Genomic DNA, 24,663 nt, shown 5'->3' on the forward strand with positions numbered 1-24,663 from the left:
ACGCTACCTTAAGCGAACTAACTTGCAAGAGAAAGGCAGATCCCAACATGAGAAATCGTTTAATTTTGGTGACCTCGATTATCGTGCTGCTGTTGTTCGGCTCCTTTTCGTTATTGCGCGGAGAGCATAACGAAGCAACGGAGACGTTCAGCAACGCTACCCTAACGGTAGGCTCCTCTGGTCAGGACGTCTATGAATTGCAAGGTCGACTCAAGCATCTCGGTTATTTCAAGGGCACGGTAGACGGAAAGTTTGGCTCCGCTACTAAAAACGCGGTAACTTGGTTTCAGTGGAAGTTTGGTCTCAAGTCGGACGGCGTTGTCGGAGCGAAAACAAAGCTAAAGCTTTGGGAAGCTTCGAAAAGCTGGAAGCCGACAGCAGCAGCTCCTCCGGCTTCTAATTCCGGCACAGGCGGCAAAGAGACGTCGACTTCGACCGGAAAAAATCCAAATGTTGCACAGTCCAATCGTCTTGGCTTGACCGATAACGATTTGCAGATGATGGCTAATGCCGTTTACGGCGAAGCGCGCGGCGAGTCTTATGAGGGACAAGTTGCCGTAGCTGCTGTTATTCTAAACCGTCTGAAATCACAAAGCTTTCCGAACACCATTTATGGCGTTATCTTTCAGCCAGGCGCTTTCACGGCGGTTGCTGACGGACAAATTTGGCTGACGCCAAATGCCAGAGCGAGAGATGCGGTGGAGGATGCAATCAACGGCTGGGATCCAACCGGCGGATGCATTTACTACTTCAATCCGGAGACAGCGACTTCCAAATGGATTTGGACTCGGACTCAAATTAAGACGATCGGCAAGCACATTTTCTGTATGTAACTATACGTTTTGCAAGAAAGGAAGCAGCCGTTACTGCATAGCGCAGCAGTGGTTGCTTCTTCCATTTCCTATAGGTTAGAATGGTATAGTGATTTGTCAATTGGAATAGATTTACTCTATAACGCGCCGATGAAAGGAGCAAACCGAGTGACCCAATTCGAAAGAGGTCAGCTGCAGCGCATTCGCCTGCATGTGCTGCCTACAAAACGATTTAAAACGTTTGCCATTTCCTTATTTGCGGGACTTACCCTTGATGAAGCAACGGTAACGCCGGTTGCGCTCATTCCCTTCGTACTTAGAAGAGGCACAGCTAATTTGCCTGAAACGATTGCTTTCCGTGAGAAGCTTGACGATTTATATGGCGCAGGCTTTGGGTTTGACGTATATAAAAGAGGCGATTCCCAAATCGTCCAATTCCGCATGGATGTGATCAATGACGAATTTGTCTCATCCAATACCTCGCTTCTTGCGGAATCGCTTCACTTCTTAGGCGATGTGCTTACCGATCCGCTGCTCGACAATAACGGCTTCCATCATAAATATGTGGATGCAGAAAAAACGACGCTCAAGAAGCGGCTAGAGGCAATCGTGAACGATAAAATCCGATACGCAGCTGAGCGCTGCTTGGAGGAAATGTGCTCGGATGAGCCTTACCGCTTGCATCCGCTTGGCAAATTGTCAGAGATTGACGCCATAACGCCTTCCGCTTTGTATGAGCATTACGAACAATGGCTCAATAACGCCGCGCTGGACTTGTATGTCGTTGGCGATACGACGCTTGAGGAAGTGACTCAGCTCGTTACCAAAACTTTCAAGCTTAAAGCCGGAACGCCATCGGCTTATTCCGTTCCTGACGTTCAGCATACGGTTAAAGAAGTGAAAATGGTAACCGAGAAGATGGAAGTCAGCCAAGGGAAGCTGAATCTGGGACTGCGTACTGGGGTCGGCTATAGCGATGATGCTTATCCAGCCGCATTAATGTATAACGGCATTTTGGGCGGATATCCGCATTCGAAGCTTTTCTTGAACGTTCGTGAAAAGGAAAGCCTTGCGTATTACGCCGCGTCAAGGCTGGATGGACATAAAGGGCTTTGCACGATTCAATCGGGGATCGAATTTGCCAATTACGATCGTGCAGTCGCGATTATTCAGGAGCAGCTTGAGAGCATGCGCCAAGGACAGCTGTCGGAGCTCGAGATGAGCCAGACGAAAGCGATGATCTCCAATCATCTCCGCGAGCTTCAGGATTCCGCCTATGAAATGATCGCATACGACTTTAATAGCGTGCTGACCGGGAAAGAGCGAAGCGCAGAGCAGCTGCTTGAACAGGTTCAGGCGGTTACCGCACAGGACATCGTGAAGGTTGCGGAGCGCGTGCAGCTCGATACGATATACTTTTTGCGTGATCGAAAGGAGGCATAACCGATGCAAACCCTCAGCTATCCAAATGTTCAGGAAACGTTGTACCGTGAAGTGCTAGATAACGGGCTTGAAGTTATCGTGCTTCCTAAGGAAGGCTTCAATAAAACATATGCGACCTTTTCAACGAAGTATGGCTCGGTAGACAACCGTTTTGCGGTCGGCAATCAGCCTCCTGTCAAGGTGCCTGACGGCATAGCGCATTTCTTGGAGCACAAAATGTTCGAGGAGCCTACGGGAGATATATTTGCCGTATTTGCCTCGCAAGGCGCCTCCGCGAACGCTTTTACAAGCTTCGATAGAACCGTCTATTTGTTTTCGGCAACGGAGCAGATTAACGCGAATTTGGAGACTTTAATCAACTTTGTGCAAAATCCTTATTTTACAGACGCCAATGTAGAGAAGGAAAAAGGCATTATCGAGCAGGAAATTAATATGTACCGCGATAACCCGGATTGGAGAGTGTATTTCGGCTTGATTGATGCGCTTTACCATGAGCATCCGGTTCATATCGATATTGCCGGTACGGTGGAATCCATTAGGCAAATCGATAAGGAAACGCTATACCGGTGCTATGAAACGTTTTATCACCCTTCAAACATGATTTTGTTTGTCGTTGGCGGGGTGAAAGCGGAGGAAGTGTTCCAGCTAGTGCGGGACAACCAAAACAGTAAATCTTTTGAGCCTCAGGGACCGATCGAGCGTTTTTTTGAAAAAGAGCCGGAAGCCGTCAAGATATCCCGCAAGGTGACGGAGCTTCCCGTATCGCAGCCGAAATGCATGCTTGGCTTCAAAGAAAAGCACACAGGACTGACAGGCGAAGCTCTTCTTCGCCAAGAGGTGACGACCAAGCTGATGCTGGAAGCGCTCATTGGACCAAGCTCGAAGCTTTATCAGCAGCTTTATGAGAATGACCTGATTTCGGACTCCTTTGGCCACGAATACAATTCGAGCACGGGTTACGCATTCTCCGTCATCGGAGGAGATACGCCAAATCCGGATGAGCTGATTAAGCAAATACGCGCAGCCGTAGAAGGCATTTTAGCCAAAGGTATTGAACCAACGGCATTTGAGAGAGCCAAACGCAAAAAAATCGGCGGATATTTACGTATGCTAAACTCCCCAGAAGCAATTGCCGGTGAATTTACGAGATACCGTTTCCGTGACAGCGATATGTTCGATGTGCTGGATTTTTATGAAAAATGCACGCTTGAAGAGGTTAATGACCGGCTCCGCGAGCATTTTGACTTTGACCAGCTATCCGTATCGATTGTGGAACAGCCTACAAAATGAAGACGCTCCAACAAATGACGGTGTTGATAACCGGGGGAAGCCGCGGCATCGGGGCAGCCATTGCCAAACGATTTGCAGCCGAGGGAGTCAATATTGTCATTCATTATTTGCAATCGCATGAGACTGCTAACGAAACGGCTCGAACCTGCATGGCTCTTGGCGCGAACGTGTTAACGATCTCTGCCGATCTGCGTTCCAAGGAACAGCTTGAGCGGATGCGGGAGAAGCTGGAGAGCCATAATATGCTTCCGGATATATTAGTCAACAACGGAGGCATTTCTCATTACGGCATGCTGAAGGATGTGACTGAAGAAGAATGGGATGATGTCATGTCCGTCAATCTGAAGGGTATGTTTCTTTGCTCGCAGCTGTTCATGCCGAATATGATTGCCCAGCGTTACGGCCGTATCATAAATGTTTCTTCCATCTGGGGAATGTCCGGCGCATCGTGCGAAGTGCTTTATTCAACAACCAAGGGCGGTATGAACGCATTTACGAAGGCGCTGGCCAAAGAGCTGGCGCCAACGGGCGTTACGGTAAATGCGGTTGCGCCAGGTGCGGTCGATACCGAGATGATGGATAGCTTTAATGCGGAGGAGAAAGCAGCGATACAGCAGGAAATACCGGTTGGACGATTTGGTTCTACGGAAGAAATCGCTTCGCTCGTGTATTTTCTGGCGCTGCCGGAATCCTCGTATATTACAGGTCAAGTCATCAGCCCCAATGGCGGCTGGCATACGTAGCAGACGACCTGCTATTTTTAGAAGACAAGCCCCTTCTGCATAATTAGAAATGCTTTTACGCATGATAAGACCGTTGATGATTCTTTTCTATACCTGTAGGAGGCGAAGAAACATGTCAACTGTCCTTTCTAATTTTGCGACTTGGAAGCATTTTTTGGCAGAACGTGTAGAACAAGCAAAAAAGATTGGGATGACGGAAGAAACGATTGTTTCCTTAGCTTTTGAGATCGGTTCTTTTCTTGAAGAAAAGGTCGATCCAAAAAATGAGGAAGAACGCGTATTGAAGGAGCTATGGGATGCTGGCGACGAGGCTGAGCGCAAAACGCTCGCCTGCTTGATGGTCAAGCTAGTCCAAAAATCATAGTCCATTTTTACGATGGCGACAATTCGTCAACTGAAGCAGAAGCAGAAGAGCCTCCCTTAAGGAGGCTTTTCTGCAATGTTTCTTTTTGGGTTGCAGGATTGTGACGAAAATTGTAGAATTATGTTTTATGACAGGCACTACAATCATTTACATACTTCTATACGATCAGGTTTAGGACGGTGACAGCTTTGGAGTCGAAACAGTGGTACATGGAATACAAAATACATAAGAACCGACCAGGCTTGCTTGGAGACATCGCCTCATTGCTAGGTATGCTTGAAGTCAATATTATGACGATCAACGGTGTCGAGGACCGGACAAGGGGCATGCTTCTTCAAACCGATGATGACGAGAAGATCGAACTGCTTGGCAAAATGCTTCAAAAAGTTGATAATATTACTGTAAACAAGCTGAGAACGCCTACAATTGTTGATATTTTAGCTGTCCGTCATGGACGCTATATCGAACGGGATTCCGATGATCGCAAAACGTTCCGTTTTACGCGCGACGAGCTCGGAATTTTGGTAGACTTTTTGGGCGAAGTGTTTAAACGTGACGGAAATCAGGTTATTGGATTAAGAGGCATGCCGCGGGTAGGCAAGACGGAATCCATTATAGCAGGCAGCGTTTGCTCGAATAAGCGCTGGACTTTTGTGTCCTCAACCTTGCTTCGGCAGACGGTTAGAAGCCAGCTATCCGAGGATGAAATGCAGCCAAACAACATTTTTATTATAGACGGGATCGTAAGCACGATTCGCTCGAACGAGAAGCATTACGGCTTGCTGCAAGAAATTATGGCTATGCCGTCGACAAAAGTTATCGAGCACCCCGATATATTTATTAAGGAATCCAATTACGATTATAGCCATTTTGACATTATTGTAGAATTGCGCAATACACCAGATGAGGAAATATCTTATGAATCTTTCACAGCTAACTATACAGACGATTTCTAACCGAAAGGAGGCCGTCTCATGTCTGATTTAGGTGAACTACTTCGCAAGGCGAGAGACCAGCGCGGCTTAACGCTTGACGATATTCAAGAAACAACAAAAATTAGAAAACGGTACTTGGAAGCGATTGAAAGTGGGGATCACACGGTTTTACCGGGTCCTTTTTACGTACGGGCATTCGTGAAAAATTATTCAGAAGCAGTTGGACTCGATCCTGATGAAGTTCTTCGCTTATATCAGCATGAAGTGCCTGCTGCTCCGGTGGAGCAAATATCTGAGCCGCTTGTCGTCAGAGCGCCGCGCAGAGTAAAATCCCAATCATCAGAGAGGCTTGGCAAAATCGGCTTCAGCGTGATGATGTGGTCCTTTCTTATTTTGATCGTTGTTGTCATCTGGGTTTATGCCATTAATAGAGACTCCGGCGATACAAATAAGGTAGATAACACTACCAATATTACTGACGCTTCTGAAGCGCCAACTACAAATACGGGGAATAACGCCGCTGTTGGCGAGAACACGCCAAGTGCACCGCCTGTTTCTCCTACTCCAACCATTGCGCCGACAACCGTAACGTTTGGCAGCAAAGTGGGCAAGGCAGACCAATATGACATCGGCCCAGCCGGTACGGTCCATAAAGTTGAAATTAAAGTCGTTGGCGGCCGCAGCTGGCTTGAGGTTCGCTCAGGCAGCAACAGCGGCGAGAAGCTATACTCTGCGAATGCAGAGGACGGCACGGTTGAGCCTTATGATCTTACAGGTCCGATCTACATCAATGTAGGCAGAGCCGACTTGACGGAAATTACCGTGGATGGCGTTCCGGTCCCAGACGGCGATCGGGCGGGCTCCAAGAAATTGCTGCTCAAGCCTGTTGGCGGCGATGTAACACCAACGGATGCACCGACGGAAACACCTAAAACGGAATAATTGATTAATGTAACAAAGGAGAGGTATGAATGGCTTCAGAAAATGCTTTTGATATTGTATCCAAGGTGGATATGCAGGAGCTTGCGAATGCAATTAAACAAGCGGAGCGCGAGATTGAAACGCGCTTTGACTTTAAAGGCAGCAAGAGCTCCATCGCCCTTGAGAAGGAAGAGCTTGTTGTCGCTTCCGAGGATGATTATAAGCTAAAGAACGTGCTTGATATTTTATTGTCCAAAATGGTTAAACGCGGCGTACCGATCAAAAACTTGGATTATGGCAAAATTGAAGGCGCTTCGGGCAATACCGTTCGCCAACGAATTAAGCTAAGACAAGGAATTGAGCAGGATGTCTCGAAAAAAATTAATATTTTGATACGTGATTCGAAGCTGAAAGTGAAAAGCTTGATTCAAGGCGATCAGATTAGAGTATCGGGCAAAAGCCTTGATGATTTGCAGGCAGTCATGAAGCTGCTTAGAGAAGCAGATCTGCCGGTTGAACTGCAATTCACGAATTATCGCTCATAAAACAAAAGCTTCGTTTCATCGTAATTTGAGAAACGAGGCTTTTCGTTTTGGTGCTGCTGGCAATGAAAATTGAGGCTTTAGCCGCTTTTGACACGTGTATTTGCATGTATTATACTTGGTTAGATAGCTCTGCGGAAGGATTTGGGGGAGTACATAGATGAGAGAAAAAACAAATGCTGTTGCTCAGGGCAGTTGCTTGCCAAATGGCCTGCAGCCCGAACGGAAGGCTGATTTCAATCAGGAACAAGGAGTTCGCGTTACGCACACCTTTGAGTTAGATCGATGTAAGGAGGGAATTGCGTGAATCTGGCGAACCGCATTACACTAGCCAGAATATTTTTGGTGCCGGTCATTATGTTCTTTCTGCTCATAAAAATGGATTTGGGGTCGTTCAGCATTTCAGACTTCTCCATAACATACAATCAAATCGCAGCGGCACTCATTTTTATTGTGGCGGCAAGCACAGACGGGTTAGACGGCTATATCGCACGCAAGAACAAAATCGTTACAAACCTCGGCAAGCTGCTCGATCCTTTGGCGGATAAGCTGCTCGTAGCTGCGGTACTGATTTCACTTGTCGAAATGGACAAGCTGAACGCATTGATTGCAATCGTAATTATCAGCCGCGAATTTGCGGTAACCGGCCTTCGCCAGATCGCCCTTCTAGAGGGCTCTGTTATGGCTGCCAGCACATGGGGCAAATGGAAGACGGCCATTCAAATTACGATGATTATCGCGCTGTTGATCAACAATTTCCCATTCAATTTCATTGATTTTCCGTTTGATGTAGTCGCTAGCTGGGTCGCAGCGGCAATTACGGTATATTCGGGTATCGATTATTTCTTGAAAAACAAACATTTGATTCCGGTAGAATAATGTCAAAGCATCTTTCCGTCAAACGGGGAGATGCTTTTGCTTATATGCTTGGTATTATTCAGACATCGCACATTCGAACGCAGAGGAGAACAGGAACCATGAAAGCAGAAATCATTGCGGTCGGCACAGAGCTGCTGCTCGGCCAAATCGTGAATACGAATGCACAGTTTTTGTCGCAAAAGCTTGCGGGTTTAGGCGTTGATGTTTATTTCCAAACGGTAGTTGGGGACAACGCCCAGCGGCTGAGGCAAGCGATCGAAATCGGGAGAAGCCGTGCGGACCTGCTCGTCTTTACGGGCGGTCTCGGGCCTACGCAAGATGATCTTACGAAGGATGTATTAGCCGATTATTTGAATCGCGAGCTGCTTATTCACGAGCCTTCGATGGCTCAAATCGAGCAGTTGTTCAGCTCACGAGGCATTCACATGGTGGAGAGCAATCGCCGGCAGGCCCTTATGATCGAAGGCGGAGAGCCGCTTGAAAATACGACAGGACTTGCTGTAGGCAATGGCTTGTCAGTCGATGGCACGCATTATTTGCTGCTGCCTGGGCCGCCGCGCGAAATGAAGCCGATGATGGACGGTGCCGGCGAGGTGTGGCTGCGTTCTGTGCTTGGTACAGTAGAGCCGCTCTACTCGCGGTTGCTGAAATTCGTCGGGATTGGCGAGTCCAATCTTGAAGCAAAGCTGCTTGATTTGATTGACGGCCAGGTTGATCCAACAATCGCCCCCTATGCGAAGGAAGGCGAGGTGGCTATCCGGGTTTCCACCAAAGCGGGCACAGCGTTAGATGCGGATCGGAAAATCGACGAGACCGTCGAGAAGATTAAGGAACGGGTTGGCGAGTTTTTGTACGCGCAGCAGGACATCCCGATCGAAGAGGAGGTTGTGCACCTTCTGAGAGCCTCAAGGCGTAAGCTGGCGAGCGCGGAAAGCTGTAGCGGGGGATTGTTCGCAGAACTTATTACAAACGTTCCTGGGAGCAGTGGAGAGTACGTAGGAGGGGTAGTTACCTATACCAATATAATGAAGCATCATCTGCTCAGCATTCCGTTGACGCAGCTTGAGGGCGAAGGCGCGCCGGGTGCAATCAGCGATTCGACCGCCGCACTGATGGCGGAGCGGGTGAGAGAGCTGTCCGACGCTGACTTTGGCGTTTCTTTAACGGGCGTTGCCGGGCCGGCAGAATCCGAAGGCAAGCCGGTAGGGCTTGTCTACGTAGGCATAGCTGAGCGAGGCAAACCAACAATCGTTCACACGTTGAACCTTAGCGGCGGAAGAGGAATGATCAGGCTGCGGGCTGTAAAAGCTGCGCTTTACCGACTATGGCAGGCGCTGCAAGCGCAGTAACCGGAAGCGGGGCTGACGGAATAAATAAAGTTTGTCAATTGTCGAATAGACAGCTATAATGAAGAATAGTTACCGGAAGAACCGTGGCGAAGATTACTTTGCTGCGGTTTTTTTATGCCCACTTGCGGGGGTCAAACAAAAAGGCGAATGTATGTTCGAAAAAATGCTTGTCAACCCGCCAGAAAAAAGGTATCATAACATTATAAATAAAGAAGGATGTGAGTTTCTTGTCGGATCGTCGCGCTGCACTAGAAATGGCTTTGCGTCAAATTGAGAAACAATTTGGTAAAGGCTCCATCATGAAATTAGGAGAATCTACACACATGCAAGTAGAGACCGTGCCTAGCGGTTCGCTTGCTCTCGATATCGCATTAGGAATAGGCGGCTTGCCGCGTGGACGGGTTATTGAAATATACGGACCGGAATCATCCGGTAAAACGACAGTTGCGCTGCATGCGATTGCAGAGGTTCAACGCATTGGCGGACAAGCTGCCTTTATCGATGCTGAGCATGCACTTGATCCGCTTTATGCAAGCAAGCTAGGCGTCAACATTGACGAGCTATTGCTTTCACAGCCTGATACGGGCGAGCAAGCATTGGAAATCGCCGAAGCGCTCGTACGCAGCGGCGCTGTTGATATCGTCGTTATTGACTCCGTTGCCGCACTCGTACCGAAAGCGGAAATTGAAGGCGACATGGGGGATTCCCACGTAGGTCTTCAAGCACGTCTGATGTCTCAGGCTTTGCGTAAGCTTTCCGGAGCGATCAGCAAATCGAAGACGATTGCGATCTTCATCAACCAATTGCGTGAGAAAGTCGGCGTTATGTTCGGTAACCCTGAGACAACGCCAGGCGGACGCGCTTTGAAATTCTACTCCAGCGTACGTCTTGACGTACGTCGTATTGAAACGTTGAAACAAGGCAATGACATGGTCGGTAACCGTACTCGTATCAAGGTTGTTAAGAACAAAGTAGCTCCTCCGTTCAAACAAGCCGAGATCGACATCATGTACGGCGAAGGCATCTCCAGAGAAGGTACGCTAGTTGATATTGGCGTTGAGATGGACATCGTACAGAAAAGCGGAGCATGGTTCTCTTACAATGGCGAGCGCCTTGGTCAAGGCCGCGAGAATGCGAAGCAGTACTTGAAGGATCATAAGGATATCGCTGAAGTAATCGAGAAACAGATCCGTGATGCAAGCAACCTGTCGGCAGCTGCAACTCAGGCTAATTTCAAAGCTGAGGAAGAAGACGACGAAGAGTTCGAAGATCTAGAATAAATCGACCTGAAATCATACATGCTGAAGCTTCGCCGCCCCATTAGGGGCGGCGAAGCTTTGTTTAGAGAGGATGTACGGTGTGGCACATAGCAATTTGAACAAGGAAGAGCAATGGATGATTTTATCAGTTCGCCATGATAAGAAGGAACGGAAATTATACCATCTCTTTGCAAAGTCAGAAGAGGCGATATTATCGGTTCATGAAGATATATTAATCCGTTTTCGACTGACAAAAGGGCAATTGCTAACCGAGGCTCTAATCGAAGAAATACGGATGGAAGATGAGCGCTACCGTGCTTATGTTCTGGCTATCGCTTATTTGGGTGCCAAGCCGAGAACAAGAAATCAAATCGAGCAGTATTTAAACCGCAAATTATTTGAAGCCGACAACATTCAATATGCCCTTGACCGTTTAGAAAGGGAGCATATTGTGGATGATGAACAATATGCGCATCATTTTGCGGATAGCCGGCTTAGAAACAGCTTGAAAGGGCGTCGCTTCATTCAGCAAGAGCTGCAGCAGCGAGGCGTGTCGAAAGAAGCCGCAGCAGAAGCAACAGCAGCATTAGACCGCGAGGTAGAAATAGCATCAGCCAAAAAAGCTGCGGAGAGAAAATGGCGTTCCTCAAAAGGCGAACCAAAAGGCGGAAAACGCATGCTTATAGGCTATTTGATACGTAGAGGCTTTCCATCTGATATCGTGAAGGAAGCTATAAAGTGGATGGATCTAAATGGGGAAGACGATGTATTCGAGGAAGATGATGGGCTTTTGCTTGACAATTGATTTTACGAAAAGATAAAATGAGGTTGTATTCCTTCATTACTGAATCAATTTTCCTTCCAAAAGTTGATTCAAAACGATTATTTTCGTCAAATTAGTAAATGTTGAAACGGTTTGAAGCCGGTTGAAAACCTAATATCATCCCAAGCAGTGCCTTGGTGTATGCAACAAGGAGGTGAACAAGATGCCTGAGATCGTTTGGATCTTGATCTGTCTCTTTGTTGGCGCAATATTCTTTGGGATTGGTTATTTTATTCGAAAGTCGATTGCCGAGGCCAAAATTTCAAGTGCTGAGCAAGCTGCGATCCAAATCGTAGAAAATGCGAAGAAGGAAGCGGAAGCTCAGAAGAAAGAAACCGTGCTAGAGGCAAAAGATGAAGTCCACAAACTTCGTTCCGAAGCCGAGAGAGACATTCGTGAACGACGCAACGAGGCTCAACGTCAGGAAAGACGTTTGCTCCAAAAAGAGGAGTCGCTGGATAAAAAGTTAGAAGCGCTAGAACGCAAAGAAGAAACTGTAGCCAACAAAGAAAAACGGATCGAAGAAACGCAAGAGGAGATTGATTCCATTTACAAGCAGCAGCTTAGTGAATTGGAACGCATATCGAGTCTAACAACGGAAGATGCGAAATCGATCATTTTATCCAATGTTGAACAGGAAGTACGACATGAGACAGCACAGATGATCAAAGAGATCGAGCAGCAAGCGAAAGAAGAGGCAGATAAGAAAGCCCGTAATATTATATCACTTGCGATTCAACGCTGTGCGGCGGATCATGTGGCTGAGACGACGGTTTCCGTTGTTACTTTGCCTAATGAAGAAATGAAAGGCCGCATTATTGGGCGTGAAGGCCGAAATATCCGTGCTTTGGAAACATTGACTGGTATCGATCTTATCATCGACGATACACCGGAAGCGGTCATTTTATCTGGTTTCGACCCGATAAGACGCGAAATTGCCCGTACTTCTTTGGAAAAGCTTGTAGCTGATGGTCGTATCCATCCTGCCCGCATTGAAGAAATGGTTGAAAAATCTCGTAAAGAAGTGGACGAGCGCATCCGTGAATACGGTGAGCAAGCTACTTTCGAGGTTGGTGTTCATGGCTTGCACCCGGACTTGATCAAAATTCTTGGTCGATTGAAGTACCGGACAAGTTATGGTCAAAACGTATTGAAGCACTCCATGGAGGTTGCTTACTTGACTGGCTTGATGGCAGCAGAGCTTGGCGAAGATATTACGCTGGCGAAGCGTGCAGGATTGCTGCATGATATCGGTAAAGCGCTAGACCACGAAGTGGAAGGCTCGCACGTTGAGATCGGCGTTGAGCTTGCGAAGAAATACAAGGAGCATCCTGTCGTTATTAACAGTATTGCCTCCCATCACGGTGATACGGAAGCGACTTCCGTTATCGCGATGCTCGTAGGAGCGGCTGATGCTTTGTCGGCAGCGCGTCCGGGAGCTCGTCGTGAAACGCTTGAAACGTACATTAAACGTCTGGAGAAGCTTGAAGATATTTCCGAATCGTTTGATGGCGTTGAAAAATCGTATGCGATTCAAGCTGGCCGCGAAGTGCGCGTCATGGTGCAGCCAGAAAAAATCGACGATACAGAAGCTTTCCGCCTCGCACGTGATATTACGAAAAAAATCGAGAGCGAGCTCGATTATCCGGGACATATTAAAGTTACGGTTATTCGAGAAACACGCGCGGTTGAATATGCGAAGTAAGCAACAAAAAAATATTAGCTTTACGGAAAAGTGGCTGCTAGTTAGCCACTTTTCTGTTTGCAGGCGCACAAAAAAGGAAGTGTACTCACATGAATGTATTATTTATCGGTGATATCGTAGGGAACGTTGGAAGAAACGCATTAAAGCGTGTGCTGCCAGCTCTTAGAAGCAAATACAACCCGCATATTATTATTGCGAACGGCGAGAATGCAGCTGCTGGCCGCGGGATTACGGCAACGATTGCGAAGGAATTTTTCGAATGGGGTATCCATGGCATTACGATGGGTAACCATACGTGGGATAATAAAGATATTTTTGAATGGATCGACGAGGAGCCGAGGATTGTCCGTCCGGCGAATTATGCAGAAGGTGCTCCAGGACAAGGCATGGCCTTTATTAAAGCCGGTGGAAAGCAGCTGGCTATCATTAACTTGCAAGGCCGTACGTTTTTGCCGCCGATCGATTGCCCTTTCCGCAAGGCAGATGAGCTAATCGAAGAGGCCAAGGAGCAGACCAACAACATTCTAGTCGATTTTCATGCGGAAGCAACCTCCGAGAAGATCGCAATGGGCTGGCATTTGGACGGCAGAGCTTCAATCGTGCTTGGCACGCATACGCATGTGCAGACGAATGACGATACGATTTTGCCTGGGGGAACGGCTTACATAACGGATGTTGGCATGGTTGGGCCTAAGGAAGGCGTACTTGGGATGGAGCGCACCGCTGTTTTGCATAAATTCATTACGCAGCTCCCGGTACGGTTTGTTGTCGATGAAGGCAGCTGGCATTTGCATGCGATATCTGTTCAAATTGACGATGCTACGGGACAAGCGCGGAAAATCGAGAAGATTCGCCTCACGGAAGATGAATGGCTTCTCATGTAACGCTTTGAATCTTTGAAAAGTTCCGACAATTCAGAACAGTTTGTTAATTACAAGAATAAAAGCAGGAATTTTTTAATCTCCCTCGAATACTATTTAAAAGTGGAATCCATCCAACAGTCCAAGGGGAGGTTCTTTTTATGGATGTATTAAAAGTTTCAGCAAAGTCCAATCCAAATTCCGTTGCAGGTGCGCTAGCTGGCGTTCTTCGTGAACGTGGTGGTGCGGAACTGCAAGCCATTGGAGCTGGTGCCTTAAACCAAGCGATCAAGGCCGTTGCTATTGCTCGCGGGTTTGTCGCTCCCAGCGGGGTGGATCTAATTTGCATTCCAGCTTTTACCGACATCGTTATCGATGGGGAGGACCGAACAGCAATCAAATTGATTGTTGAACCTCGGTAGCAAGTCCAGGCGGCGTTAACAAATAAGCCAAATGGATGAAAATGAAACGTTTCGCCTGTTTACGTCGTAGACAGGTTTTTTTGCTGCGACTCTAACGGATAGGATGGTGCGGCTATGAAAGTGGTCGATTTTCATTGCGATGTGTTATGCAAATTGTTGCTTGATGAGGAACTGACGTTTCAAGGAAGCAAGCCTGAACGATTAGATGTTACATACGAGCGCCTGAAGGCGGCTGGAACCGTTCTGCAAACATTCGCGATCTACATTCCCCAATCGATAAACGGACGGTTAGAGCCTATTTTGGAGAGCGTGGATCGCTTTCACCAGAAGGTGTTGGCTTGCAAGGATATGAGATGGGTGAGGACGGCTGAGGAGCTGGACTCTTGCATAAAGGATGGGAAGATAGGCGCGCTATTATCGCTTGAAGGAGTCGATGGGCTTCAAGGGCAGTTGTCTATGCTGCGCATTATGCATCAGCTAGGCGTACGCGCCGCGGGCTTGACATGGAATCATGCAAACTGGGCTGCTGACGGCGCGATGGAGCCTCGTGGCGGAGGCCTGACGGCAAAAGGTAGATTGTTTGTAGAAGAATGCGATAAATTGGATATACTGATAGATGTATCCCATTTGTCCGAACGCGCGTTTTGGGAGGTGGCCGAGCTATCGCAAAGACCGGTGCTTGCGTCTCATTCTAACGCAAAAGCGATTTGCGACCATCCGCGTAATCTGACGGATGCACAGATCGAACGATTAATTGGCAAGGACGGGCTCATCGGTGTCACTTTTGTGCCATGGTTTGTATCGGGTGCTGAGGTTGTCGTGATCGATGACTTGCTCAGGCATATTGAGCATATTTGCGAGCTAGGCGGGGAATCGCATCTAATGCTTGGGTCCGATTTTGACGGCATCGATCAATATATAAAGGGATTAACGCATCCCGGCGAGCTTATAGCGCTACAAGAAGCGCTGCTCCAAAGGTATTCCGCAAGCCAAACCGAGCAATTTATGTCCGGAAACGCCCTTCGTTTTTTGAGAAAAATGCTTCCCGCTCGCTAAACGGCGTTCAATCTACTTGCGGTATGGATTCAATCGAAACAAACTATGCTTTCATTAAGCGTTTACATCTTGATTTTTATGAATATGCGCTTTAAACTTGTTGTGACTGTTATGACTTATACTATATAATTGCTTAATAATATTAATTATTTGCACGTTCTAGAAAAAGAGGAGTTGGGCATTTTGATTAGTCAATTGTCTTGGAAGATCGGGGGACAACAAGGGGAAGGGGTCGAAAGTACGGATCGAATCTTTTCCACGGCTCTTAACCGCTTGGGCTATTATTTATATGGATATAGGCATTTTTCTTCGAGAATCAAGGGCGGACATACCAATAATAAAATTCGTATAAGCACGAAGCCTATTCGTGCTATTTCTGATGATTTGGATATTCTAGTCGCGTTCGACCAGGAGAGTATCGATCTGAATGCGAAGGAGCTGCGTCTAGGCGGCGTTATCGTAGCGGATGCCAAATTTAATCCGACCATTCCTGAGGGCATCGACGCAAGGCTGTTTGCGGTTCCGATTACGGCTATGGCCGAGGAGCTGGGCACTTCCTTGATGAAAAACATGGTTGCCTCCGGCGCATCATGGGCGCTTCTAGGGCTGCCGCTTGAAGTATTCAACAAAGCGGTAGAAGAAGAGTTCGGACGCAAAGGCGCAGCGATCGTTGAGAAAAACATTGAAGCGGTTAAACGCGGCGCTGAGTTTGTGCTCGAGCAAGCGGGCGGACCGCTTGATGAGTTTAAGCTGGATGCGGCTGACGGACAGCAGAAGCTGTTCATGATCGGCAATGAAGCGATCGGTCTTGGCTCAATCGCAGCAGGCTGCCGCCTGATGGCAGCTTATCCGATTACGCCGGCTTCCGAGATTATGGAATATTTGATCAAAAAGCTTCCTAAATTCGGCGGTACGGTAGTCCAAACCGAAGATGAGATCGCAGCGGTGACAATGGCGATTGGCGCCAACTATGCCGGAGTGCGCACGATGACGGCATCCGCTGGTCCTGGCCTTGCGCTTATGATGGAAGCAATCGGCCTTGCCGGCATGACGGAAACGCCGCTAGTTATCGTAAACACGCAGCGCGGCGGCCCATCTACGGGACTTCCGACGAAGCAAGAGCAATCCGATTTGAACGCTATGGTTTATGGCACGCATGGTGAAATTCCAAAAATCGTAATCGCGCCTGCCTCCATCGAGGATTGCTTCTACGACACAATTGAATCGTTTAACCTTGCTGAGCAGTATCAGGTTCCGGTCATTTTGATGACGGATCTGCAGCTATCGTTAGGCAAACAATCCTGCGATGTGCTGGATTACAACAAAATTGAAATTAAACGTGGCAAGCTGGTCGAGAATGTGCCAGCGCTTGAAGGCCATGATTTATTTAAACGATATGAGCTTACGGAAGACGGCGTTTCCCCTCGCGTATTGCCAGGCGAGAAGGGCGGCCTTCATCACGTAACGGGTGTAGAGCATGATGAGACGGGACGTCCGTCCGAGAATGCATTGAACCGTCAGAATATGATGGATAAGCGTCTTGGCAAGCTGGACAATATGCTCATCAGGGATGCGATTCGCGTAGATGCTCCACATGAAACGCCGGAGCTTCTCATTATCGGAATGGGTTCAACAGGCGGCACGATTGATGAAGCGAGAAGCTTGCTTGCTCAGGAAGGCGTATCAACGAACCATATTACGATTCGCCAGATTCATCCGTTCCCGACGAAACCTCTGCTTCCTTACTTGCAAAATGCAAAAAAAGTGATCGTCATCGAGAACAATGCTACCGGACAGCTCGCAGCCCAAATAAAAATGAATGCAGGTTTCGCAGAAAAAATCGAAAGCTTGCTCAAATATGACGGCAATCCGTTCCTGCCCTCCGACGTTCACAAAGCATGTAAGGAGTTGAGTTTAGATGGCAACGTTCAAAGAGTTTAGAAACAATGTAAAGCCTAACTGGTGCCCGGGCTGCGGAGACTTCTCCATTCAAGCGGCTATTCAGCGCGCAGCTGCTAACGTAGGGCTAGAACCGGAAAACTTGGCTGTCATTTCCGGCATTGGGTGCTCCGGCCGTATTTCCGGTTACATCAATGCCTACGGCTTCCACGGCATTCATGGCCGCGTGCTTCCAATCGCGCAGGGCGTAAAGCTTGCTAACCGCGAGCTTACGGTTATCGCTTCGGGCGGAGACGGAGACGGCTTTGCAATCGGTATGGGCCACACGGTTCACGCGATTCGCCGTAACTTGAACGTTACGTATATCGTTATGGATAACCAAATTTACGGCTTGACGAAAGGCCAAACCTCGCCGCGCAGCGCCGAGGGCTTCAAAACCAAATCGACGCCGGAAGGTTCGATCGAGTCGACGCTTTCGCCGCTTGAAATTGCACTATCCGCAGGCGCTACGTTTGTCGCCCAATCGTTCTCCAGCGATTTGAAGCAATTAACGAAGCTGATCGAAGAAGGCATTAACCATGAAGGCTTCTCCTTGATCAACGTATTCAGCCCATGCGTAACCTTCAATAAAATCAACACGTATGACTGGTTTAAGGAAAATATCGTGAACCTAGAGCAATTCCCGGATTACGATCCTTCCAACCGCGTGCTTGCGATGAACAAGATTATGGAAACAAACGGTATGCTTACCGGTCTTATTTATCAGAACAAAACGCGTAAATCCTACGAGGACCTAGTAACAGGCTTCAAGCAAGAGGGCCTTGCAAAGCAGAATATCAAGATTTCCTCCGAGGAATTCGAGAAGCTTGTTGCCGAATTTAAATAAATGGTATGATAAGCATACGGCTTAACGGCTGTATGCTTTTTCATTCGAGAGTTTGGAAAAACGATTATTTTACTGCAGGAGAGTGACAACATGATACATAGGGAAGTTCCTATCGGCGTATCTGCAAGACACATTCACTTATCAGAAGAGCATGTCGAGCTTCTGTTCGGAAAAGGATACACATTAACAGAAATGAAGCCATTGTCTCAGCCTGGCCAATATGCAGCGAATGAAACCGTAGCTGTGGTTGGTCCAAAAGGGACATTTGCCAAAGTGAGAATTCTTGGCCCTACTAGAAAGCAGACGCAGCTTGAGGTGTCACGCACAGACGCGTTTGCGCTTGGCGTTAATCCGCCAGTAAGAGAGTCAGGCGATACGAAGGGTTCGGCAGGCATTAAGCTTCAAGGGCCTGCTGGAGAGGTTACGATCGAAGTGGGCGTTATTGTTGCCGCTCGTCATATTCACTTTCATACAAGCGATGCAGAGCGCTACGGCATTGCGGACAAGCAGCTGCTGAAGGTTCGTTTTGCAGGCGAGCGCGGCGTCGTGTTCGAAAATGTAGTCGCGCGTGTATCTGAGCAATATGCGCTTGATATGCATATCGATACCGATGAAGCGAACGCGGCAGGCGTAAAAAACGGAGACAAAGCAGAAATCATAGAGTAAATCGAAAGAAAAGACAGCTTCCTAGTCGTCAATGACGATTTCGGAGCTGTCTTTTTTTTGATGCAAGTGAATAAGTAGTTTCGATTAATGGCCCATCATCATAGATACTTCAGGCTTATCATCAGGGTTAGTGCCGAGCTCTTGCTTCGGTCTGCGAAGCAGCAAGGCAGCGATCGCGCCGATGATCGAAATCGAAGCTAGAATGAAGAACGTATCGCCATAGGAAGAATACACGACGTTAGGTCCTGGGTTAGTTGTGCCGTAATGCTCCATTCTGCTGGCAAGAATCGTAGATAAGCCAGCGATTGCGAAGGAGGTCATCACCTGCTGCGCAGCTGCTGTTAGCGAGGTTACGCGGCTTACCAGCTCTTTTGGAGCGGACTGCATGATATGCGTGTTAAGCGGCATCATTGACAAGCCCATACCTGCTCCTAGCATGGCTAGTGGAATCATAAGCGTAAGAAGTGTCGTATCCGCAGAAATTTGGCTTAAAATAAAGCCGGCTATCGTTACGATCGTAAGGCCTGCAATAACAACGGGGCGAGCGCCAAAACGGTCAAACAGCTTGCCGCCGATCGGCATGAAGATACCGGCTGCAAGTGCTTGCGGAAGCAAGATCAGGCCCGTGTCAAAAGCGGAGTAGCCTTTGGCGATTTGCAAGAAAATCGGTACGAGGAACAATGTTCCAAAAAGAGCGATTTGTACAATCCATTGCAAAATGATGCCGCGCGTGAAATTGCCTGATTTGAATACGCGAAGCTCAAGCAGCGGTTCTTTGCGGCTAAGCTCAACGATGATGAAAATAATAAGCGCGATGCCGCCTACGATCATGCCCGTAAGAGCTTCAGGGGAGGTCCAGCCGCTTCCTGCGCCGCCTTCACCGCCGCCAGCTGAGCTTACGCCATAAGCAAGCATAGCGAAGGCAAGTGGAGCGAATATCATGCCCAAGAAGTCAAGGGTAGGAACACGTTTGCGATCTACGGTAGGCAAAGTGCGAAGCCCTACGATTACGGCAACGACACCAATCGGAAGGTTGATGATAAAAATCCAGTGCCAAGATACATAATCAACGAGCCAGCCAGCCACTACAGGACCAAGAGCAGGTGCCAGCAGCATCGGAATACCGATCATGCCCATCACTGCGCCTTGTTTGCCCGGAGGGCTAAGTCTAAAGGTGAAGGCCATTGCGATTGGTGCAACCATACCGCCGCCAAGACCTTGGATAACCCTGAATACGATAAGCTGCTCTGCCGTCGTAGCCAAAGCGCATAGTCCCGAACCGAGTGTAAACATAATGATCGAGAACATGAAGATTTGTTTGGCTCCGAAACGATCGGACATCCATCCTGCAAGCGGGATAACGGCAGCCTGCGCAAGCGCATAACCAGTTATCGTCCATTGAACGATAGACATCGAGCTGTTGAAATCTTTCATGAGCCCAGGCATGGCAACATTCATTGCGGTACCATCCAAAATAACCATAAACATACCTACAATGATGGCAATGAGCGGCGCAATAATGTTGCGGATCGACATCGGATCACCACCAACGGGTGCTGCTTTTTTTGAAGCTGAAGCCATTTCATTTCCTCCTATCCAAATGTAGAGGTCTATCCTTCCTATTGTTGACCTGTGCTAACCTGTCGGGCTACAATAAAAAGATGACCGCATCTATGAGCGGACAATTGTCCGCATTACTGAATAATAAAGACGAATGAGGCAATTGTCAATCGTTTCATTTGTAAACGCGGAAAAAGGAGATTGGAACGATGGCTGCACCAGAAAACGGCAGAACGAAACAAGAACTCAGCAAAGCGATTTTGCATACTGCTAATCACTTGTTTACGGAGCATGGAGTAGAATCGGTCAGCATGCACCAAATCGCCAGATCGGTTGGCATTGGTCAAGGCACCCTTTACCGGCGGTATTCAAATAAGGGCGATTTGTGTATGGATATGATGAAAGAGAACTTCGATATTTTCATCAATGAGATCGAAGCATATTTGACTGAGGGAACACAGTTGGCCGTTCAAGAGAGATTGAGCGGGGTTATGCGTAAAATTATTGCATTCATCGACAAAGAGTCGAGATGGCTTGGCGTCGTACATGCCTATAACAAAATCGAAGACCATAAGGGTGATTTTTTCCAATCCCCGCCTTATCTTTATTTGCATGGCGTGTTGAGCAGCTTGATTAAGGAAGGGATCGAGAAGAAGCAGATGCAATCGATTGATCCGGCTTATGCGGCCCATTCCTTTATATCAGTTCAATCGCCGCATACGTTTAGACAGCTTCGCTGCGTGATGGGTTACACCTGCGAAGAAATTCAGGACAATTTTTGCAAGACCTTTATTGACCCTTTGTTTCGTTAAGCTAGTCACACTGGACTCATATTTGGTTGTTTTTGAATGATAAGGTTGGAAAGCCATCGATCGGGAGTGCGCAGAAATACGGCTAATTTCTAGATCAAATGCTGGAAGATTAGCTTGCTTGAGAGAATGGGGCTGTCTCGAAAGGTCAGAAATGACCTTAGGGCAGCCCCTCTTATTTTGAAACCGAACTTTTAAGACTCTCTAGTATAGCTTTGTTGACTGCACCTAGGTCACCTTTATGGCTGATATGCCGTTCGCACCGGAGTAATGATGTATAAAGCGTCGGGGCTGTTCGCCGGTTGGATGATAATCGGCTTATGCTTGCCTGAGAAACGCAAACGAACCTGCTCGCTTTCAATCGCCTGCAAAATATCCTTCATAAATTTCCCGTTAAAAAACACGGTCAAAGCTTCGCCGCTGAACGCTGGTATTTCGAGCTTTGCCGACACATCGCCGATTTCAGCTGTTTTAGCAAATAACTCAGCCTCGTTCGGTGTGATTTGCAGCCCGATAACAGGCACCTCGCGTGCGAGCAGGGTGACCCGTTGAACGGCATGAAGGAAAGAAGCCGTATCCAATGTCAATTCCGCCATAAATTGCTTTGGGGTAAGCTTATCCACGGAGGGAAATGTGCCTTGAATAAGCAGGGATTGCATGCTGAAATTTTGCGTTTTCAAGCTAATCATGTGGTCCGCGAGTGTAATTTGTGTGGAGCTTGGGCCATCAGGCAGCATTTTGGAATAATCGGATAGATGTTTGGCGGGAATGACAACGTTAGGGATGACCGTTGTTTGGTGTATGATTAGATTTGCCGTGCGCGCTGCAAGCCTGATGCCGTCAGTAGCGATGAGCTTAAGCTTTTCCCTGTCTGCCTCGCATGAAATCCCCGTCAATAAGAGTTTTGACTCATTGGTCGACGCAGCAAAAGTGACTTGCTTGACCATCTTTTTCAACTCGGCATTGCCTATGTTAAAAACGGCGGACTTATCCAAGCTAAGCATATCCGGAAATTGAGAGGAATCCATTGTTGCCAGTCTATAGACGGAGTTGTCGGACTCGATATGTATATAAGGATTCGCAAGCTCTTTAAGCGTAATGATACGGTCACCTGGAAAGCTGCGAACGATGTCTATCAAAAAACGGGCAGGAATAACCACGCTTCCTGATTGATGAATGATTAGCTGCTCGGGGCAACAAGGTATCAAGTATTGCAGCGTTACAGAAGCGTTGGAGGCTGTAAGCGTCAAGCCGCTAGTGCCGGCATGCACCTTAATGCCTGTTAGAATGGGAGAGACTGCTTTAGCTGAGAGTCCGGCCGCAATATGCTGTAGTCCGATATGCAGCGATGGCTGAGAAACGTCAACCCACATGAGCTTCACCTGTCCTTACGTATTATTCAATGAAGCTTCAATCATGCCGCGAATAACTTCGGATTTAGACAGTCCGGATACGCTGCATCTATTTTCAAGCTCATCCCAAACTTGTTTTGTGAGCGTCAACGAAACTTTTTTCGTTTCGCCGATTCCTTTTCTTCCGGCACCAGCGCGCGGCCCGCCTCGAGAGAACATGAGCGACACTTGTCCCTCCTGATCGGGTACTGCGATTTTAATCTTTTTTCCGGTCATGGATGTTCCTCTCCTTCATTTGAATTAAGTAACCTTATTCATAATCTCTCTATTAACTTTATCACGGAAAAAACGATAGGGCAAGGGGAGGAGTCTAGCCTTTTTTTGCTTAGGGATATGATGGATTAGGCGGGGGCGTTGTGGTATAATTTCATATTGATGTTTAAATAGATTGAAAATAATGTTTTAACGGCATTGAAAATAAAGGATGTGAGAACACAATGACGAAAGCGAACTCAACGGACTTAAAATCCGTCAAGGGTGATAAGGACTATTCCAAATATTTTGATTTCTCAGATGCGAAGGTGCTGAGTGAAGAGGATGGGAAAACGACTTTACGCATTAAGGGTCGCAACATTCAAATTAACTCTACTCCGAATCACAAGGACGAGAAAAAACGCGGCAAAGAGGATATCGAGGTTCATTATGATTTTTCGATTCCGGATGAGCTGCGTACGATCGGCGTGGGCAAGTTTTATTTAATCCAAACGTACGGCTGCCAAATGAACGAGCATGACACTGAAGTCATGAAGGGCATGTTCGAGGAAATGGGCTATCAGGCTACGGAGGATCGTTTGCTTGCTGACGTGATTTTGCTCAACACCTGCGCGATTCGCGAAAATGCGGAGGACAAAGTGTTTGGCGAGCTTGGCCACTTGAAGACGCTGAAGACGGAAAAACCCGATTTGCTGCTCGGCGTTTGCGGCTGCATGTCGCAAGAAGAGTCGGTAGTCGGACGTATTTTGCAAAAGCATTCTTTTGTCGATATGATCTTTGGAACGCATAACATACATAGGCTTCCCCATTTGCTGCAAAATGCTTACTTCAGCAAAGAGCTGGTCGTCGAGGTATGGTCCAAGGAAGGCGATATCATTGAAAATATGCCTAAGAAGCGTGAAGGCATGCGCGCTTGGGTTAATATCATGTATGGCTGTGATAAATTTTGTACGTATTGCATCGTGCCTTACACGAGAGGCAAAGAACGCAGCAGGCGTCCCGAGGACGTTATTGCCGAGGTTCGCGAGCTGGCTAGACAAGGCTTTAAGGAAGTTACGCTGCTTGGACAAAATGTTAACGCATACGGGAAAGACTTCGAGGACATCAGCTACCGTTTTGGCGATTTGATGCAGGATATGTCCAAGATCGATATTCCGCGCGTTCGTTTTATGACGAGCCACCCGCGTGATTTTGACGACCACTTGATCGAGGTGCTTGGGACAGGCGGCAATTTAGTAGAGCACATCCATTTGCCTGTACAGTCCGGAAGCACGGAAATATTAAAAAGAATGAGCCGTAAGTATACGCGTGAGATGTATTTGGAGCTGGTTCAAAAAATTAAGCTAGCTATTCCAAACGCGATGCTGACTTCAGATATAATCGTTGGTTTCCCTGGGGAGACGGATGAGCAGTTCGAGGATACGATGACGCTTGTGAAGGAAGTAGGCTTTGATTCAGCCTATACCTTCTTATACTCACCGCGCGAGGGAACGCCTGCCGCCGGCATGGAGGACAATGTGCCGCTAGAGGTGAAGAAGGCGCGTCTACAGCGCTTGAATGCACAGCTGGCTGCTAACGCAAGAGAGAAAAACGAGCTGCTTCGAGGAGAAATCGTTGAGGTGCTGATTGAAGGCGAGAGCAAAAATAACGCGAACGTCCTCTCCGGACGGACGCGCACGAACAAACTCGTTCATCTGGAAGGGCCAAAGGAATGGATCGGCCAGTTTATTATGGCGAAGGTAACCGAGGCCCAAACTTGGTACATCAAAGCGGAGTCGATTGAACAAAGCACACAAGAAGCCGTTAGCTAACGGT

The 24,663-nt window shown here is 47.7% G+C and carries 24 protein-coding genes; 21 read left to right on the top strand and 3 right to left on the bottom strand.

The features are described from left to right. The first annotated feature begins 47 nt into the window (after positions 1-47). The 19 genes from sleB to pduL all read left to right on the top strand — a co-directional run bounded on the left by sleB (position 48) and on the right by pduL (position 18,854). Positions 48-833 (top strand): spore cortex-lytic enzyme, encoded by a 786-nt coding sequence (gene sleB, locus ADU23_RS22445; protein ID WP_053375780.1) that lies wholly within the window; start codon positions 48-50, stop codon positions 831-833. 129 nt (positions 834-962) lie between these two features. After that, positions 963-2,255 carry an EF-P 5-aminopentanol modification-associated protein YfmF gene (gene yfmF / locus ADU23_RS22450; RefSeq protein WP_053377776.1) on the top strand — a complete coding sequence of 431 codons (1,293 nt, stop codon included), beginning with the start codon at positions 963-965 and terminating at the stop codon, positions 2,253-2,255. A 3-nt stretch (positions 2,256-2,258) separates the two neighbouring features. After that, positions 2,259-3,545: an EF-P 5-aminopentanol modification-associated protein YfmH gene (gene yfmH / locus ADU23_RS22455; RefSeq protein WP_053375781.1), complete on the top strand. Its 1,287-nt coding sequence runs from the start codon at positions 2,259-2,261 to the stop codon at positions 3,543-3,545. A gap of 14 nt (positions 3,546-3,559) precedes the next feature. After that, positions 3,560-4,288, top strand: coding sequence for an elongation factor P 5-aminopentanone reductase (ymfI, locus tag ADU23_RS22460; protein ID WP_442950618.1), 729 nt, complete (start codon positions 3,560-3,562; stop codon positions 4,286-4,288). A gap of 112 nt (positions 4,289-4,400) precedes the next feature. Then, on the top strand, positions 4,401-4,652 hold the full coding sequence (locus ADU23_RS22465) for a DUF3243 domain-containing protein (RefSeq protein ID WP_053375783.1): 252 nt from the start codon (positions 4,401-4,403) through the stop codon (positions 4,650-4,652). Between the two features lie 188 nt (positions 4,653-4,840). Continuing rightward, positions 4,841-5,608, top strand: coding sequence for a DUF3388 domain-containing protein (locus tag ADU23_RS22470; protein ID WP_053377777.1), 768 nt, complete (start codon positions 4,841-4,843; stop codon positions 5,606-5,608). A gap of 18 nt (positions 5,609-5,626) precedes the next feature. After that, positions 5,627-6,529 carry a helix-turn-helix domain-containing protein gene (locus tag ADU23_RS22475; protein ID WP_053375784.1) on the top strand — a complete coding sequence of 301 codons (903 nt, stop codon included), beginning with the start codon at positions 5,627-5,629 and terminating at the stop codon, positions 6,527-6,529. A gap of 29 nt (positions 6,530-6,558) precedes the next feature. After that, positions 6,559-7,053: a YajQ family cyclic di-GMP-binding protein gene (locus tag ADU23_RS22480; RefSeq protein WP_053375785.1), complete on the top strand. Its 495-nt coding sequence runs from the start codon at positions 6,559-6,561 to the stop codon at positions 7,051-7,053. Positions 7,054-7,353: 300 nt separating this feature from the next. Continuing rightward, on the top strand, positions 7,354-7,929 hold the full coding sequence (gene pgsA / locus ADU23_RS22485) for a CDP-diacylglycerol--glycerol-3-phosphate 3-phosphatidyltransferase (protein WP_053375786.1): 576 nt from the start codon (positions 7,354-7,356) through the stop codon (positions 7,927-7,929). Positions 7,930-8,027: 98 nt separating this feature from the next. Beyond that, on the top strand, positions 8,028-9,278 hold the full coding sequence (locus ADU23_RS22490; protein ID WP_053375787.1) for a competence/damage-inducible protein A: 1,251 nt from the start codon (positions 8,028-8,030) through the stop codon (positions 9,276-9,278). 227 nt (positions 9,279-9,505) lie between these two features. Continuing rightward, the gene (gene recA, locus ADU23_RS22495) at positions 9,506-10,558 is read left to right on the top strand and encodes a recombinase RecA (protein ID WP_053375788.1); all 1,053 of its coding nucleotides are present in this window, start codon (positions 9,506-9,508) and stop codon (positions 10,556-10,558) included. Between the two features lie 79 nt (positions 10,559-10,637). Further along, positions 10,638-11,342 (top strand): RecX family transcriptional regulator, encoded by a 705-nt coding sequence (locus tag ADU23_RS22500; RefSeq protein WP_231637507.1) that lies wholly within the window; start codon positions 10,638-10,640, stop codon positions 11,340-11,342. Between the two features lie 181 nt (positions 11,343-11,523). Beyond that, positions 11,524-13,065, top strand: a complete 1,542-nt coding sequence (rny, locus tag ADU23_RS22505; protein WP_053375789.1) for a ribonuclease Y — start codon at positions 11,524-11,526, stop codon at positions 13,063-13,065. A gap of 89 nt (positions 13,066-13,154) precedes the next feature. Continuing rightward, positions 13,155-13,949, top strand: coding sequence for a TIGR00282 family metallophosphoesterase (locus ADU23_RS22510; RefSeq protein WP_053375790.1), 795 nt, complete (start codon positions 13,155-13,157; stop codon positions 13,947-13,949). A gap of 137 nt (positions 13,950-14,086) precedes the next feature. After that, positions 14,087-14,347 carry a stage V sporulation protein S gene (locus ADU23_RS22515; RefSeq protein WP_006036664.1) on the top strand — a complete coding sequence of 87 codons (261 nt, stop codon included), beginning with the start codon at positions 14,087-14,089 and terminating at the stop codon, positions 14,345-14,347. Between the two features lie 114 nt (positions 14,348-14,461). Continuing rightward, positions 14,462-15,403, top strand: a complete 942-nt coding sequence (locus ADU23_RS22520) for a dipeptidase (protein ID WP_053375791.1) — start codon at positions 14,462-14,464, stop codon at positions 15,401-15,403. 183 nt (positions 15,404-15,586) lie between these two features. After that, positions 15,587-17,344 carry a 2-oxoacid:acceptor oxidoreductase subunit alpha gene (locus ADU23_RS22525; protein ID WP_053375792.1) on the top strand — a complete coding sequence of 586 codons (1,758 nt, stop codon included), beginning with the start codon at positions 15,587-15,589 and terminating at the stop codon, positions 17,342-17,344. Beyond that, positions 17,322-18,188 (top strand): 2-oxoacid:ferredoxin oxidoreductase subunit beta, encoded by an 867-nt coding sequence (locus ADU23_RS22530; protein WP_053375793.1) that lies wholly within the window; start codon positions 17,322-17,324, stop codon positions 18,186-18,188. Before ADU23_RS22525 ends, ADU23_RS22530 begins: the two co-directional genes overlap by 23 nt. Positions 18,189-18,278: 90 nt before the next feature. Then, positions 18,279-18,854, top strand: coding sequence for a phosphate propanoyltransferase (pduL, locus tag ADU23_RS22535; protein WP_053375794.1), 576 nt, complete (start codon positions 18,279-18,281; stop codon positions 18,852-18,854). An 84-nt stretch (positions 18,855-18,938) separates the two neighbouring features. Here pduL and ADU23_RS22540 read toward each other — a convergent pair whose 3' ends face one another. After that, the gene (locus ADU23_RS22540; RefSeq protein WP_082311175.1) at positions 18,939-20,435 is read right to left on the bottom strand and encodes an MDR family MFS transporter; all 1,497 of its coding nucleotides are present in this window, start codon (positions 20,433-20,435) and stop codon (positions 18,939-18,941) included. 188 nt (positions 20,436-20,623) lie between these two features. Here ADU23_RS22540 and ADU23_RS22545 point away from each other — a divergent pair, with 188 nt between their 5' ends. Further along, positions 20,624-21,226 (top strand): TetR/AcrR family transcriptional regulator, encoded by a 603-nt coding sequence (locus ADU23_RS22545; RefSeq protein ID WP_053375795.1) that lies wholly within the window; start codon positions 20,624-20,626, stop codon positions 21,224-21,226. Positions 21,227-21,462: 236 nt separating this feature from the next. Here the strand turns inward: ADU23_RS22545 and dnaN are convergent, their stop codons facing one another. Then, a complete protein-coding gene (dnaN, locus tag ADU23_RS22550; RefSeq protein ID WP_053375796.1) occupies positions 21,463-22,596 on the bottom strand; it encodes a DNA polymerase III subunit beta in 1,134 nt (377 codons plus the stop codon). Positions 22,597-22,611: 15 nt separating this feature from the next. After that, the gene (locus ADU23_RS22555; RefSeq protein WP_053375797.1) at positions 22,612-22,851 is read right to left on the bottom strand and encodes a hypothetical protein; all 240 of its coding nucleotides are present in this window, start codon (positions 22,849-22,851) and stop codon (positions 22,612-22,614) included. A 221-nt stretch (positions 22,852-23,072) separates the two neighbouring features. On the opposite strand from ADU23_RS22555, the gene miaB reads away from it, so the two are divergent. Continuing rightward, complete coding sequence (gene miaB, locus ADU23_RS22560; RefSeq protein WP_053375798.1) at positions 23,073-24,659, top strand: tRNA (N6-isopentenyl adenosine(37)-C2)-methylthiotransferase MiaB; 1,587 nt, start codon at positions 23,073-23,075, stop codon at positions 24,657-24,659. Positions 24,660-24,663: the final 4 nt, after the last annotated feature.

Source organism: Paenibacillus sp. FJAT-27812, assembly GCF_001273905.1.
Classification (GTDB): domain Bacteria; phylum Bacillota; class Bacilli; order Paenibacillales; family Paenibacillaceae; genus Pristimantibacillus.

What these genes read in the sequence shown, in the direction of transcription:
- sleB (WP_053375780.1), top strand. Translation starts at nt 48, where the DNA reads ATGAGAAATCGTTTAATTTTGGTGACCTCGATTATCGTGCTGCTGTTG.
- yfmF (WP_053377776.1), top strand. Translation starts at nt 963, where the DNA reads ATGAAAGGAGCAAACCGAGTGACCCAATTCGAAAGAGGTCAGCTGCAG.
- yfmH (WP_053375781.1), top strand. Translation starts at nt 2,259, where the DNA reads ATGCAAACCCTCAGCTATCCAAATGTTCAGGAAACGTTGTACCGTGAA.
- ymfI (WP_442950618.1), top strand. Translation starts at nt 3,560, where the DNA reads ATGACGGTGTTGATAACCGGGGGAAGCCGCGGCATCGGGGCAGCCATT.
- ADU23_RS22465 (WP_053375783.1), top strand. Translation starts at nt 4,401, where the DNA reads ATGTCAACTGTCCTTTCTAATTTTGCGACTTGGAAGCATTTTTTGGCA.
- ADU23_RS22475 (WP_053375784.1), top strand. Translation starts at nt 5,627, where the DNA reads ATGTCTGATTTAGGTGAACTACTTCGCAAGGCGAGAGACCAGCGCGGC.
- ADU23_RS22480 (WP_053375785.1), top strand. Translation starts at nt 6,559, where the DNA reads ATGGCTTCAGAAAATGCTTTTGATATTGTATCCAAGGTGGATATGCAG.
- ADU23_RS22490 (WP_053375787.1), top strand. Translation starts at nt 8,028, where the DNA reads ATGAAAGCAGAAATCATTGCGGTCGGCACAGAGCTGCTGCTCGGCCAA.
- rny (WP_053375789.1), top strand. Translation starts at nt 11,524, where the DNA reads ATGCCTGAGATCGTTTGGATCTTGATCTGTCTCTTTGTTGGCGCAATA.
- ADU23_RS22510 (WP_053375790.1), top strand. Translation starts at nt 13,155, where the DNA reads ATGAATGTATTATTTATCGGTGATATCGTAGGGAACGTTGGAAGAAAC.
- ADU23_RS22515 (WP_006036664.1), top strand. Translation starts at nt 14,087, where the DNA reads ATGGATGTATTAAAAGTTTCAGCAAAGTCCAATCCAAATTCCGTTGCA.
- ADU23_RS22520 (WP_053375791.1), top strand. Translation starts at nt 14,462, where the DNA reads ATGAAAGTGGTCGATTTTCATTGCGATGTGTTATGCAAATTGTTGCTT.
- ADU23_RS22530 (WP_053375793.1), top strand. Translation starts at nt 17,322, where the DNA reads ATGGCAACGTTCAAAGAGTTTAGAAACAATGTAAAGCCTAACTGGTGC.
- pduL (WP_053375794.1), top strand. Translation starts at nt 18,279, where the DNA reads ATGATACATAGGGAAGTTCCTATCGGCGTATCTGCAAGACACATTCAC.
- ADU23_RS22540 (WP_082311175.1), bottom strand. Translation starts at nt 20,435, where the DNA reads ATGGCTTCAGCTTCAAAAAAAGCAGCACCCGTTGGTGGTGATCCGATG.
- ADU23_RS22545 (WP_053375795.1), top strand. Translation starts at nt 20,624, where the DNA reads ATGGCTGCACCAGAAAACGGCAGAACGAAACAAGAACTCAGCAAAGCG.
- dnaN (WP_053375796.1), bottom strand. Translation starts at nt 22,596, where the DNA reads ATGTGGGTTGACGTTTCTCAGCCATCGCTGCATATCGGACTACAGCAT.
- ADU23_RS22555 (WP_053375797.1), bottom strand. Translation starts at nt 22,851, where the DNA reads ATGACCGGAAAAAAGATTAAAATCGCAGTACCCGATCAGGAGGGACAA.
- miaB (WP_053375798.1), top strand. Translation starts at nt 23,073, where the DNA reads ATGACGAAAGCGAACTCAACGGACTTAAAATCCGTCAAGGGTGATAAG.